Below are 13020 nucleotides of genomic sequence, written 5' to 3' on the forward strand. Positions count from 1 at the left end.
ATGCACCACCTTCACTTTAGTAAAACTTGGCTTAAATTATGCTAAAAGTTCATTTAATGTACAAATATTCACTATTGGTTCGCATTAATGGAATATGCTTCAAAGCCAATATAATAAGTCCTGACAGCACTTTAAGGGCATTCAATGAATATTAGAATTATATTTTTGGGCTAGCCCATCTTTGAGAGGTGTCAATTAAATGACTTTGCAACTTAAGTTTTTTTACTCTGTAGCAGCCGTAATTGTTCCCATTGTAATAATTGTAGCCAGTTTTACTGGTTATGAATCATTCAATGAGGCACAAGAAAAGGTAAATGTAAGTGTTGAAACCCAAACCGAACATATTATTGACGTGCTAAACACTACTGACAATATTATGGCTCAACGCGTACAAAACAGTATGCGTTTATTAAAAAAAATGGGCGCTGAATTGGGCTCAGCGAAACAAGACGGTACCGTTATGGTAAATGGCGTATCGGCAACCAACATTGTATTGGGCAACACCCCCCAAGGTAATAATTTTGAATTGGTAGATAGTTTAACGGAAATAATGGATGGCACAGCAACCATTTTCAGTAAAACCGGTAACGACTACATTCGTATTTCAACCAATGTTATTAAGCAGAACAAACGCGCCATTGGTACAAAACTGGGAGCAAACGGCAAAGCAATTAAACTCATTAACAAGGGGGAAGCTTACTATGGGAAAGTCGATATTTTAGGGTCTCCTTACCTAACAGGCTACGCACCGTTAACCAATAATGCCGGCCAAACTATTGGTATTTGGTATGTTGGCTATTCGGCCGATTTAGCCGAAGTGTTTTCTACTATAGAGCAAAGTCGCATTTTAGATAAAGGGTTTATTGCTCTGTTAGATGATAAGGGAAATATACGCACGCACTCGCAGCATGTAAGCGCAAGTGAAGTAGCTAACGCGTTAAAAGATAACGATAGCTGGGATGCTACTCGCGTTGAGTTTGATAAATGGGGCTACACTGTTGTGTTGGTAGCCAGTAATAAAGAGCTTACCTCAATAGTGACTTCAAATGTTGTAAAAGCGGTACTCATACAGGTGATTTTTGGCGCGTTAATTTTAGCGACAGTGTATTACTTACTTAGAAAAATAGTAGGTAAACGTATTGCAGACTACATAAATTCAATCAAACAAATAGCCTCAGGCTCTAGTGATATGTCGCTTAGATTCAGTGAATCACACAGTGACGAGTTTGGCGAAATGGCAAGAGGTTTAAACAGTTTATTTGAAAAAGTACAAAATACGATTTTAGATGTACAAACCGCTTCTCAAACCCTTATTGAAAAAACCGACTCTTTAACTCAGCTTGCCACTAGTACGCAGCAGTCGGTGCTGAATATGAGCAACGAAGTGTCGAGTATGGCTGAATCAGCCACTTTACTTGAAGCGAAAGCGTCTGCTGTTGAAGAAAACACAAACAAGGCCGATGAAGCCGCCAAAAGTGCTGACGAAGAAACCAAAATGTCGGTACTCACGCTTGATAAAACAATTCAAGATATTCAGGTGCAAGCAACAAATACGCAAAGCTCTGTGTCGGTAATTGAAGATCTGGCTCGTTCCAGTGAAGAAATAAGCGGCGTAATGGAAGTTATTAGAAATATTGCCGATCAAACCAATTTGCTTGCCCTAAATGCCGCCATAGAAGCTGCGCGCGCGGGTGAGCAAGGCCGAGGTTTTGCGGTAGTTGCTGACGAAGTAAGGTCATTAGCGAGCAGAACGCAAACCTCAACCGAAGAAATTCGAAGCATGATTGAAAAATTACAAGCTGGCAGTAAAGAGGCCTCAAACGCAATGGCTGCAAATAAAACCTCAGCCTTAGAAACCGTTGAATCAACGAAGAAAACAGGCGAAGTTCTTCAGAAAGCCCTTCACTCGGTTGACCAAATTAAGTGTTTGAATGGCGCAACTGCATCAATGGCAAGCCAGCAAAAACAAGTTACCGTGGAAATTAAAGACGGTATCGACATGGTTAATCGTATAAGTGATGAAAACCAACTTAGTACAACCCAAATGAAGCAAATGTGTGACGAGCTTTCTGTTATTGTGAAGAGTATACGAGGAAAATTAGCCAGTTATACCAGTAACACCTAAGCAAATCTTCCTTCAAATGGTGGTCTACCCTTCGTATAATTCTAAGGGTAGTCCGTCAGGGTCGGGGAAAAACGTGAAGCGTTTGTTGGTGTATTCGTCAATTCGAATTGGCTCGCATTCAACATTATGTTGAGTTAAATATGCTATAACCGCATCTATGTCATCAACCCTAAACGCTAAATGACGTAAGCCCTGAGCTTCAGGACGCGAAGGCCTTTTAGGCGCGTCTGGAAAAGAAAATAACTCTAACTGGCTGCCATCAGGCAAGGCTAAATCGCATTTATAAGAGCGCCTAGCTTCACGATAATTTTCTGCAATAACGCTTAGCCCCAGAATATTGGTATAAAAGTGCTTAGAAGCCGAATAGTCACTGCAAATGAGTGCAACATGGTGTATTCCTTTAAGCATCTAAGCGCTCCTCTTGATCATTTAAAGACTAAATTTAAGCAGCAATTTTCTTGCAGGCTTCAATGCATATTTCACAAGATTCCATGCATGCTTTGCACTGGGCATGATGGTGCGCATGCTTTTCACATTCAACGCGGCAATCTTCGCAAAGCGCTAAGCAAACCTTTGCCATAGCAGGTAAATTAGCATTAGAAGAAGACGCTAAAGAGACCATAGCTTCTAAAGCCGGTAGCATTGCGCGAGTGGTTCTTAGGCAATCAGCAATACTGGTATCATCATCAGCGACTAATGCAATGCAATGATCCAAACAAACATTCCCCGAAGCGATACACCCTTGTGTAGCCTCAATAAGTGCGTCGTATTTATGCGCTGCCTTGCCAGGCATTTTTGCTTCATGCTTGCCGTGCCCGTCAATGGCCGCTAATGCTGGACTAGTGGCTACCGCTGCAGTTACAAGCCCTAGACTTGATATGAGTTTGCGTCTTTGCTGTTGGTTTACCATGATTAGTTACCTTTTCTTTTAATTAGTGAGTGGGGTAAATTACACTACATTGCCCGTAAATTCACGTGATGTTTACACAAAAGTAGCTCCCTATATGGCCTACTAATATTGACATCTATCGATTTTCTAGGCGGTTGTAATCTAAAAATCCGGCTTCAATAGCGTTGTTTGTTTGGATATACGCGTGAATTCGGTCACTAAACGCCCAAAATTTAGGGTGGGTTCGTCTTATGCCGTAATCGCTCATCATGCTGGCATAGTCTTCTTCAGTTTTCATAGTTAATAAACGCTTAACCCAAGCGTCAATATTGTCAGCATTCACTTGCATAAACGTATTTGGATATGAGCCTCCTATACCGTTTAATACGCTAATGTTATGTTTCTCAGGCCACAACTCTGCATCTTCAGAAAACATTGAGGTAATACTTTTGTGTGCATTGTTTTTAAGCAGTGATACGTAAATTGAGTCCCCGCCACTTTGCGTAATTTCCACCAATGACAATTCACTTAGCAACGCAACTGATTCACCCTTAAATTGGCTTAGCTTTGATAGTGCTGCTTGTATGTTTGCTGGCTTAATTTGCGTAATAGAACGGCTTGTATTTACTGATTGCCCAAGGTGCTTTTTAAGCTTCTCATACAGCTGAGTTTGATGCTTACCAGTACTATAACTTACAGATGTACCCACATATTTATAAAACTCTGGATCGTATAAGTAGTCAATGAGCTTTTCGTCAGAGTCAGAATACCACTGGGCAAGTAACTCTTTGCGTGTGTTTTCAGGCAAGAAATCTAGAAACATGTCTTCGCCATCCATGCGCAGAAAATCCATATACAAACGCGATAGCAGCTGATGCCCAACATTGCCATATACGTCATAACCCGCTACTAATAAATAATAGATTTTTTCGAGTAATGGGTAATCAATTACCCATGCTGTTTGTGGTTCATCACCAAATAACCCCTTATACACCGAGGCATTATCATAGTGTCGAAATACCGTGAGGGCGGCACTTTGATTATGTTCGCGCCCCTCAGATTGCCCTGACCATATAATATCTAAATCTATTTTGGCACCCGCTTCTTTTTCTGAGACAAAATTCTCAATAATGAATTGGTTTTTAAGCTCTGAGGTTTTTTTCGCTTTTTTAGAGTATTTAACCCAGTTACTTAAGGGCATAAAAATATCATCTTGCGCACTGGGAAGCTCTAAAGCATCAGCGTAAATGTCAATTTCTTTAGCTAATTTGTAATTTATGGGAAGGTCGGGATTTACGAAGAACACCCAGAAATGATCTCGAATTACATTAACGGCAACCTGCCCCCTACATACCGGGCCCTTAATAAAGTTATCTATAATGAAATGTGCTTCATCTAGCATGAATTTGTAGCGTGACTCCATAGGAATAGCATGAAACGACGCAAAAGGATTAGCCGCCACTTCCGGTGAATAATGAGGCATTGAATTGACTTCAAACTTAGGCGCTACAAATAATTCGTGCCATCTGTTCATGCGCCAAGCATTTAGTGCATAAGGTAAATGCGATTTGCTTACCACCGCTTCAAGCATAGGAACTAGGCGATAATAAACACGAGAGACTTTGGGGTCATCGTATGGGCGGCGGGTGGCTATTTGCTCTGGCGGTGTTCCCGGCGCAGTAGATGAGCGAATAAGTTTAAAAAACTGAGGGGCTTGGCCTTTTTCAGTGAGCTCTTCAAAATAAATGTTTGCTAAAAACAAGTGCTCATATATATAACGATTAGTAAGCTGTTTTTTACGTGAAGGCCCATTTAAAAAGTCTTCCCATTTCTCAATTTCAGTTAGGTAAGCTTGTGACAACGGCTCTCTTGCTGTGTAGTAAGCCCCTTGTGAAAGCCAAGTTTTTAGCGTGGCCTGTTCGCTACTGGCTAAACTGGGCAAGGCATAGGGCATGCCCCATAAAGGGTTTTGCTTAGTATATAACTCCATTTCATTTGGCGTAGGGCAAATTTGTTCTCGCTCATAGCCAAAGGTAAAATCATCACTTAAAATTTCGGTTTGTGGCAAAGGATGCTTTTCTTTAAGTGCCAATACCTGATACATAAGGCTAGCTTGCTCATTGGCTGTACGATTTTGGTCATGCTCATTTAGCACGGGAAAAAAGCCTTTTTCACGCCACTGAGCGGTGCTTATCCCATCTTCAAACAAACGCGTAAGTGGCGCATGCGTTATACGGGTAGCATCGTATACTTGCGCTTTTGTTGCACCGCGCTCTATTCCTTCAATCGCGGTCATTTTTAATTGGCACGCCGCATCGTAACAACTATGGCACACCACGCAGCGTTGCTCTAATACGGGTTTTACATCTTGCCAATAATCAATGTGATTTTCAGGCAAATTGGCTACCACACGCTCTCGTGGTTTAGATTCTCCATATAACTTATCGAATACAACCGCGCATGACGGCACCATTACCGATATGAGCAATAAGCTAATTAAGACCGCGCGTTTATTCATGAATTGTGTCCAGAGAAGGAAAAGATAAGATGGTATTTTTAATGCTTTACAGAGCAATTGTGCCACATTATGTTAAGCCAGTGTACAAAATTACAAAACGCTAAGCGCCATTGCCTAATTAAGACAACAGCGCCAATATAAAAAGTAAACGGGGAAAGGTGCTTTTAACTGTAGTTAAGGGCCTACTAACCTACTTTGCGGACTGTAATTTGAATATCGGTTTGTTCTAGTACTTCAAATTTAGCCTCTTCAAAAGAAGGGATACCAAACGCACCTACATTGTTACTAAAACCATAGCCTTCCGTAGGAATTCCGTAATCGTTAAAGTCCATTTTCTGATTGTTGTTTTCATCATGGTAAAGCTTGATGGCATAACTACCGTTTTCAATATTGCTAAATGTGTAACTTACTTTGCCATTTGTCACGGGGATCATAGCTAAGGCTGCTGCTTTACCTTCTCCGTTGTAATTAGCTTCTGAATCAAATAAAGCAACCATTATCTTACCTTCATGCTTAGTAATGTTGTTTAAGGTAAGCGCAAGCTCATTTGCTGAAATACTAGCGCTGGCTGCTATTAAAGAACTTGCTACTAATGTATTTCTTAAAATTGTTGATACTGTTTTCATGATGTTCTACCTGTTAGTTGATTTGACAGGTTTAGAATAGCGAACATTGCATTACAGAGAATGTGCCAAAGGTTGAAATATGCATTATGACTTTTGGCACATATATGTATTTTAGATGTAAGGGCTTAATTAGCTCAGCCTAATTGAGCTACTTTACTAGGTGAAATTCTGTTTGGCGGCCGTCCATATACTCAACCGTTTCACCATCAAAGAACGCATTTTCTTCCAGCATAATACGAATTTCCTTGCCCCATTGTTCAATAAAGGTAGCTGCGTTTAGCTCTATTGAATAGGCGGTGTTTGCGTGCAATGGGTAGTCACCTTGTATGGGAACGCCACCTTGTGAGTCCCACATGCCTAGCGTAGTACCTGCAGCATGCCCGTGGTATCCCAAAGGGTGGGTATAAATAGACGGTTTTATTCCTTCAGCAATGGCTTGCGCACGCGCTTCTTTTAGTACTGCGTTGCCTGTTTTACCCACTTTAAATAGGTCAGTAAATATATCTTGCAACTTATTACCATTGGCCAAAGCTTCTTTTAAATAAGCGGGGGCGTCAGTTTCATTGTTATTTAACACATAAGCATGTTGCTGCTGATCAGTATTTAATCGTAAATAAGTAATCCCAAAATCCATGTGTAGTAAATCTCCCTTTTGCACCACTTGAGGTGCCGAGCGCTTACTAAAAGCTTGTATATGATCAAACTTCTCAGGGCTGGCACGCTGAATACTCACACTGGGGTGAAACCAATTTACTAAGCTCAATGAGCGGCTTTTATCACGCAACCACCACACAATATCTTCAGTAGTAGTTTTGCCCGGCTTAATAAAGCCACTTGTGTAGGCCTCCTGAATAATTTGGTGTCCAATTTTGACTATAGTGGGGTAAAGCGTCATTTCAAGTTCGGTGCGTGTTTCAAGCCAAGCAAGTGAAAGCATTTCGGCCGATACCACACGTTCACTGTATTCGCTTCCTAATTTATCCATAAACTCAAGGTATTCTGTGGCGGTAATACCATCAGCCAATGCAAAATGCTCTGACTTATTTATGCCGATTTTTTTGGGGTCAATTTGCTTGATCAAATCAACTAAACGTTGCCACTGACTAGGCTCTTCTTCTTTGTCCCAAGCTTTTTTAAAAAGCGTATCTACCTGATAGCGTGCCACCGCATAGCGCTGCAGATCTTTACCTTCACCGGGGTCAACAATAAGTAATATCGTGCGCCTGCGGGCTGATAGCCACGTAGAGGGAAGCATCGTTTTTAACACCGGGTCTTCATTGTATTCACGTGATATAAGCAACCACATATCTATGCCTTCACGGCGCATTAAAGCGGGAAGTGTATTGTTGAGTTTGTCGTTGAGTAACTCATCAATAGTGCGTGAGCGCTCTCGCATGGGCATAATAAGTGTATAGGGGTCGGCGGTTTGAGCTTGAATCTGCTCGGCATTTGCAGGTAAGGCTTGTGCATGTTGCAGCATTAAAAAAGATGGCGCTATTGCACATAGCCATTGGCAGAAACTTAGTATACGTAAATTAGACATGAAAAAATCCGTTTAAATAGCGAATCACTACTCTTACGTATGTGTATTAAAAATGCAAGGTTTTGGTATACGTGGCGCTTACTAAGCTTTTAGCTGTTACTCAATAAGCAGCTCTACCCATACAAGGCGATGATCAGAACTCGCTTGTCTGTCTTTTACTAACCTGTGAAGTTCGTCACTTTTACTTGGCCAAAATACGCCAGCATCTTTAACAGTAAAACCATAACTAGAAGGCAAAACATAGTCAGCCCTTGCTCCCCAATATGCGGTATAGCGATTGCTGAATGCCTCGCTCGATGCCTCTGCGCCACCAACACTTGTTGGAATAAGAGTATTATTCACCAAAGGACTTTCGGTCAGTTGCTCAATAACGTCAGGCCTATGTTTGTCACCAATGTCTGCCGCGTTAAAGTCACCCACCAGTACAAAACGGTCATTTTCTTTTAAGCTTTGCTTTTGGCCAGTATCATCATAAATATAAGCGCCGCGCTCTGGATTGAGGTAGTCAGCCATAAGGCGAATCTCATCATGATTTCGCGTGCCGTTTCTATCCTCTTCACCGTCAAAATTAGGCGGAGTGGGATGCATGGCAAGTATATGTATTATATTTCCATTTACGTTAACAGGTATATCCCAATGTGACTTAGAACTTAATCGAAAGGCCTGCCATTCGTTATCTGAATACCAAGGCTTAGGCTTTTCATTGGCATCGCTTGCAGGTGTAATAGGTTTTTGCGCATTTGGCATGTGCTGCCACTTAAAGGTTTGAAAGGTGCGAATATCACTTGTTTCAATAGGATATTTTGATAGCACAGCCATGCCGTATTGGCCCGGATATAAACCATAGCCATAAGCATCGCCGCCGTATTTTTCTTTCTTGCCGTTATTGTCTAAATCAAAAACACTTGGCTCACCAGTGTTTACCGTACTAACATAAAAAAACTTGTAATCAATTGCTTGTTGCCCATTTTGAGGCACATTTACGTAATGCTTAACAAAGCTTTCAATACCTTGTGATGTGTCAGCTATATAATCGAACTCGTTGAGTAACAAAATATCAGGCTTAACACGCTGAATTATTTCGGCAATATTTTTAACTTGCTGGTGCTCACCATCTGAAAGCACGCGTTTTAGCACCTCAGCACTAGGCGCAAGTCCTAACGCTTTGTAATTGGTAGATTCCATGCTTACATTAAAGGTGGCCACTTTCAGTGGCTGCGCACAAGCAAAGGAAGAAAAAGAAAACAATAACAATCCAACTATTTTAAGGTTCATATTCGTTACTCTTTAGTTAAGGCTAAGGGTTTATCTCGGCGGCAATCACCGTTATTTCAACCAGTAAAGCTTCGCGTGCCATATTGGCGGTAACGCACGCTCTAGCAGGTGCATGCCCTTCTGGCACCCAGTTATCCCAAACGGCGTTCATTTGTGCAAAATATTCCATATCTTTTATATAAATGGTAGCTGATAAAATATGCTCTTTGTTACTACCTGCTTGCTCAAGCAGCAAATCAACCTTATCTAGCATCGTTTGCGTTTGTTCGCTTATACCTTGCGTTGCATCAGAGCATACTTGCCCACACAGGTAAATAGTACCGTTGTGCTTAACAATGCGACTCATTCGCTGCTTAGTTTCTATTCGCTCAATTGTCATTAATATATGCCTTTTATTGCTTAGTTCATAACGTGGTGTTGGTCAGTATTTTTGCTATTCAAATAAACCATAGTATTGTTTTTGATGTTTTATCGCTCTCTTAATTCTTTTAAGGGAATTTGAATGTTAGTATGTTTTTAATAAGTCGCACATATTATTGTTGCAAGTTCTTCACTAAAGTAACACTGTTATCTTGTTTATAGTGATGTGTGTAGAATATAAAAATGAAACGCTAATTTATAAGGAAAGTTCAATGAAAAAAGGTTTAATCATCTTAGCAATTATTATTGCGATTATCGTAGGCGGGGCTGCATATTTGTTGTCAGGCGCGGGCGATCTAATAAAAGAGCAAATTGAAAAGCAAGGTAGTAAGTTCTTGGGCACCCAAGTCACCGTTTTTAACGTAGATTTAGCTATATCAGAAGGCCGCTTAACGATTAACGACATTGATGTAGAAAACCCTCAGGGTTTCAGTGACGAAGACGCGTTTAGCCTTGATGGCATTACTTTAGACTTAGGCCAAATAACAGGCGAACCATACACCGTTGATGCAGTACGCATTGATGCGCCTGAAATTTTGTACGAATTTGATGCGAGCGGAAAAGGTAACTTGCTTGTATTAAAAGATAATTTGCAAGCCAATTTACCTAAAACAGAAGAACAAGAAACGACTACTGAACCAGGTGCAAATCCATTAGTGATTGTAAATGAAGTTGTGGTAAGCAACGCTCGCTTAAAGTTAAATTTTGAAAATTTAGATACCGGTGAATTTGAGCTTGAGCAAAAAGCATATGAAGTCACCCTCCCCACATTTAATGCTGGCTCAATTGGCCAACCCAATGGCATGCCTGCTGACCAAGTAGGCGCGGCTATAGTTGAAGCAATGCTTGATAACGCGATTAAGCAGGCAAAAGCAGAAGTGAAGAAAAAACTTGAAGCCAAAGCTAAAGAGAAATTGAAAGAAGAAGTTGCTAAACAAAAAGAAAAATTATTAGATAAAGCAAACGACAAACTGTCTGATTTACTTAAAAAATAACTTTCTAATTGTACTTATTTCAAAAGGCCTCGTAGTAATTTACGGGGCTTTTTTTTGCGCTGTAATTTCATACATAAGCAAAACACGGGCTCTCCCTACTATATTTTAATTGGTTAAAATTAAAACATTACTATTTCATGTCGATAAACTATTTAAGTGAATATAGCGGCGAATAACTAGGCCCTTGTATTTCTGCGTAAGCTTTTGAATTTAATTTGTATTAAAAGAACTACCCATAAACATATCTATTCGATTATCTAGCACCCATTATACTTTTTAAGCTGGTGGGTATAGCAAACAAGGTAAATTTTAATGTTTTTTAATCAGAAATTAGAAGCAGAACTTCTAGCTACACAAAATGATTTATATCTAAAAAAGCAAATATTTGACAGCTTAAGCGACGAAATGTTGCACATTGAACTATGTGAAAAAGGCCTAGTAAAAAATGTGAACGAGCTTTTTGTTAATGAAACAAATATGCAATTAGAAGAAATTGCTGAGCGTCAATTTTTAGATTTAGTACACCACAAATCGCGCACTAGTCAGCACTATAAAAACTTAAAAAATGCACTGGAAAACAAACAACATTGGTGCGGCGCGGTTGAACTGCATAAAAATGATAAGGTCATTTGGCTAAGGGTGATAATTCAGCCTATTTTAGATAAAAATAAGAATTGCCTGTATTTTGATATTTTCGCCAATAACTTATCTCGCACCATTGAGAAGTCTGTTCACCAAGATAATATGATGTCAGCATTACTTCGTTCTATGGCGGTCATTGAGTTTACGCCGCAAGGCATCATTGAAGACGCCAACGCTCTGTTTTTAACATCTATGGGCTACCAATTAGATGAAATTGTAAGTAAACATCATCGAATTTTTTGTTTAGAAGAGGAAAGTAGCTCCTCTGATTATGTAGAATTTTGGAAAAAGCTCAACAGAGGTGAATTCATAGCACAACGGTTTCAGCGCGTTGATAAGCACGGCAATATTGTGTGGTTAGAAGCATCGTATAATCCTATTTTTGATAGCTACGGGAACCTCTACAAAATAGTTAAATTTGCGACCAATATTACAGAGCAAGTATTACTAGAAGAAAAAACGAACAAAGCGGCTATGATCGCGTTTGAAATTTCACAAGATACCGATAAGCATGCCAATCATGGCGCTGAGTTGATGCAACAAACCGCTGATGTAATGAATCAGCTAGGTGAGCATATGACATCAGCTTCTGAAAACATTAATGCATTAGAGACTCAATCAAAAACCATTGCTACCATTATACAATCTATCAGTAGCATTGCTGACCAAACTAATTTACTGGCCTTAAATGCAGCAATAGAAGCAGCAAGAGCGGGAGAACAAGGCAGGGGATTTGCCGTGGTGGCTGACGAAGTTAGAGAACTAGCATCGCGCACTAGTCGTTCAACAAAAGAAATTGTAGACGTAGTCGCAAAAAATCAAGATTTAACCAGCCACGCTGTTTCCACTATTCATGACAGCCAAAACACAGCATCAAACGTATCAAGCCGGTTGAGCGAAACAAGTGTTGTTATTGAAGATATTAGAGAAGGGGCTCAAAAGGTTGTTGAGGCCGTTTCTACATTTGTGACAAACTTAGATGACCGCAAGTAAATGCTTTGTTTTACGTCATCTTTTTGTGATTACCGCACCTCTTTGTCATTACCGCGCAGGCGGTAAACTCTTAAACCCCCTCTGAGTCATTACCGCGCAGGCGGTAAACTCCTAAACCCCATTTCTAATTTATACTGCGAGCGCACTGTAAGAGGTTCCCACCTACGTGGGAGTGACGCGCTTAATATTTGCTAAGCATAAGCTTGACTTTGCTTGCTATGCTTGAGCATGTAAATACCCGGCAAAGTGGTTATAAAAAAGGCTGTTACTATAAATAACGCATAAAACTCAATTGAGGTAGGCGTCTCAATATAATCAGGTACAAAGGTACGATTAATATTGGCTATTGCATTTATAAGCCCGTGTACAAAAGCAGCCGGCCATATACTTCCGGTGTAAGCTACTATTCCGGCAAAGGAAATACCGAGCAGAGCGGCATAAAAAACTTGAGCGAGTACGTCAACAGTAAATCCGTTCAATAAATTCAAAAGGTGCAGAAGACCAAAAATCAAAGCTTGGGCAATCGCCGCTTTAAGTAAGCCATTACTTTGTTTTTGCCAAGCGCGATACAAAATGTAGAAGGCCATCGCTCGCATTAAAATCTCTTCAAACACCCCTGTTGCCAAGTTTTCAAAAAACCAGAAAGGGACTTTAGCTACCGAGAACACCAACCTTTCCCATTCCACTCCACTTAAGTTCAGGCAGGCTATTAAGACCATGGGTAAAATAGCTAACACCCATTTGCTTCCCCATTCACTCTTAGGTTTAGAAATACCGGAAGCTCGCAATGCATCAAGCTTCCAAAGCAACAAAATCATAAGCAATGCCGTTGCGTATCGTGTAAATACCGCAAATGTTTCGCGCGTGATGTCAGGAAAAACTTGCGTTAATAATACCGCTCCAAGCTGAGATATCACCACTCCAAGGAGTACCAACACAACCGTAAAACTAAGCGGAAAAATAAGGGTAAGGCGTTTGAAACTAAGCATAATCA

Annotated in this window: 11 protein-coding genes; 3 read left to right on the forward strand and 8 right to left on the reverse strand. The window is 40.4% G+C overall.

Going from position 1 to position 13020, the window contains the following annotated elements; all coding sequences use genetic code 11:
- Window positions 1-199: 199 nt before the first annotated feature.
- Window positions 200-2125 carry a methyl-accepting chemotaxis protein gene (locus tag ACOI22_RS10915; protein ID WP_420672056.1) on the forward strand — a complete coding sequence of 642 codons (1926 nt, stop codon included), beginning with the start codon at window positions 200-202 and terminating at the stop codon, window positions 2123-2125.
- 24 nt (window positions 2126-2149) lie between these two features.
- Here the strand turns inward: ACOI22_RS10915 and ACOI22_RS10920 are convergent, their stop codons facing one another.
- The 7 genes from ACOI22_RS10920 to ACOI22_RS10950 form a co-directional block, all read right to left on the reverse strand.
- Window positions 2150-2533, reverse strand: a complete 384-nt coding sequence (locus ACOI22_RS10920) for a VOC family protein (protein WP_420672057.1) — start codon at window positions 2531-2533, stop codon at window positions 2150-2152.
- A gap of 34 nt (window positions 2534-2567) precedes the next feature.
- On the reverse strand, window positions 2568-3035 hold the full coding sequence (locus tag ACOI22_RS10925) for a four-helix bundle copper-binding protein (protein ID WP_420672058.1): 468 nt from the start codon (window positions 3033-3035) through the stop codon (window positions 2568-2570).
- Window positions 3036-3150: 115 nt separating this feature from the next.
- Window positions 3151-5532, reverse strand: a complete 2382-nt coding sequence (locus ACOI22_RS10930; RefSeq protein ID WP_420672059.1) for a fatty acid cis/trans isomerase — start codon at window positions 5530-5532, stop codon at window positions 3151-3153.
- Between the two features lie 185 nt (window positions 5533-5717).
- Window positions 5718-6158 carry a DUF2141 domain-containing protein gene (locus ACOI22_RS10935; RefSeq protein WP_420672060.1) on the reverse strand — a complete coding sequence of 147 codons (441 nt, stop codon included), beginning with the start codon at window positions 6156-6158 and terminating at the stop codon, window positions 5718-5720.
- A gap of 148 nt (window positions 6159-6306) precedes the next feature.
- Window positions 6307-7701 (reverse strand): M24 family metallopeptidase, encoded by a 1395-nt coding sequence (locus tag ACOI22_RS10940; protein ID WP_420672061.1) that lies wholly within the window; start codon window positions 7699-7701, stop codon window positions 6307-6309.
- 96 nt (window positions 7702-7797) lie between these two features.
- Window positions 7798-8976 (reverse strand): endonuclease/exonuclease/phosphatase family protein, encoded by a 1179-nt coding sequence (locus ACOI22_RS10945; protein ID WP_420672062.1) that lies wholly within the window; start codon window positions 8974-8976, stop codon window positions 7798-7800.
- 22 nt (window positions 8977-8998) lie between these two features.
- The gene (locus ACOI22_RS10950) at window positions 8999-9355 is read right to left on the reverse strand and encodes a RidA family protein (RefSeq protein WP_420672063.1); all 357 of its coding nucleotides are present in this window, start codon (window positions 9353-9355) and stop codon (window positions 8999-9001) included.
- A 253-nt stretch (window positions 9356-9608) separates the two neighbouring features.
- Between ACOI22_RS10950 and ACOI22_RS10955 the strand changes: the two genes are divergently transcribed.
- Together ACOI22_RS10955 and ACOI22_RS10960 are read left to right on the forward strand one after the other, a co-directional pair.
- A complete protein-coding gene (locus ACOI22_RS10955) occupies window positions 9609-10391 on the forward strand; it encodes a hypothetical protein (protein WP_420672064.1) in 783 nt (260 codons plus the stop codon).
- A gap of 312 nt (window positions 10392-10703) precedes the next feature.
- The gene (locus ACOI22_RS10960; RefSeq protein WP_420672065.1) at window positions 10704-12026 is read left to right on the forward strand and encodes a methyl-accepting chemotaxis protein; all 1323 of its coding nucleotides are present in this window, start codon (window positions 10704-10706) and stop codon (window positions 12024-12026) included.
- A 191-nt stretch (window positions 12027-12217) separates the two neighbouring features.
- Here ACOI22_RS10960 and ACOI22_RS10965 read toward each other — a convergent pair whose 3' ends face one another.
- Complete coding sequence (locus ACOI22_RS10965; RefSeq protein ID WP_420672066.1) at window positions 12218-13015, reverse strand: CPBP family intramembrane glutamic endopeptidase; 798 nt, start codon at window positions 13013-13015, stop codon at window positions 12218-12220.
- Between the last annotated feature and the right edge of the window lie 5 nt (window positions 13016-13020).

This window comes from Glaciecola sp. 2405UD65-10 (assembly GCF_048820975.1).
Classification (GTDB): Bacteria; Pseudomonadota; Gammaproteobacteria; order Enterobacterales; family Alteromonadaceae; genus Glaciecola.

Excerpts from the sequence above, each read along its gene's own strand:
- ACOI22_RS10965 (WP_420672066.1), bottom strand. The coding sequence starts at position 13,015 with ATGCTTAGTTTCAAACGCCTTACCCTTATTTTTCCGCTTAGTTTTACG.
- ACOI22_RS10915 (WP_420672056.1), top strand. The coding sequence starts at position 200 with ATGACTTTGCAACTTAAGTTTTTTTACTCTGTAGCAGCCGTAATTGTT.
- ACOI22_RS10945 (WP_420672062.1), bottom strand. The coding sequence starts at position 8,976 with ATGAACCTTAAAATAGTTGGATTGTTATTGTTTTCTTTTTCTTCCTTT.
- ACOI22_RS10935 (WP_420672060.1), bottom strand. The coding sequence starts at position 6,158 with ATGAAAACAGTATCAACAATTTTAAGAAATACATTAGTAGCAAGTTCT.
- ACOI22_RS10950 (WP_420672063.1), bottom strand. The coding sequence starts at position 9,355 with ATGACAATTGAGCGAATAGAAACTAAGCAGCGAATGAGTCGCATTGTT.
- ACOI22_RS10940 (WP_420672061.1), bottom strand. The coding sequence starts at position 7,701 with ATGTCTAATTTACGTATACTAAGTTTCTGCCAATGGCTATGTGCAATA.
- ACOI22_RS10960 (WP_420672065.1), top strand. The coding sequence starts at position 10,704 with ATGTTTTTTAATCAGAAATTAGAAGCAGAACTTCTAGCTACACAAAAT.
- ACOI22_RS10920 (WP_420672057.1), bottom strand. The coding sequence starts at position 2,533 with ATGCTTAAAGGAATACACCATGTTGCACTCATTTGCAGTGACTATTCG.
- ACOI22_RS10930 (WP_420672059.1), bottom strand. The coding sequence starts at position 5,532 with ATGAATAAACGCGCGGTCTTAATTAGCTTATTGCTCATATCGGTAATG.
- ACOI22_RS10925 (WP_420672058.1), bottom strand. The coding sequence starts at position 3,035 with ATGGTAAACCAACAGCAAAGACGCAAACTCATATCAAGTCTAGGGCTT.
- ACOI22_RS10955 (WP_420672064.1), top strand. The coding sequence starts at position 9,609 with ATGAAAAAAGGTTTAATCATCTTAGCAATTATTATTGCGATTATCGTA.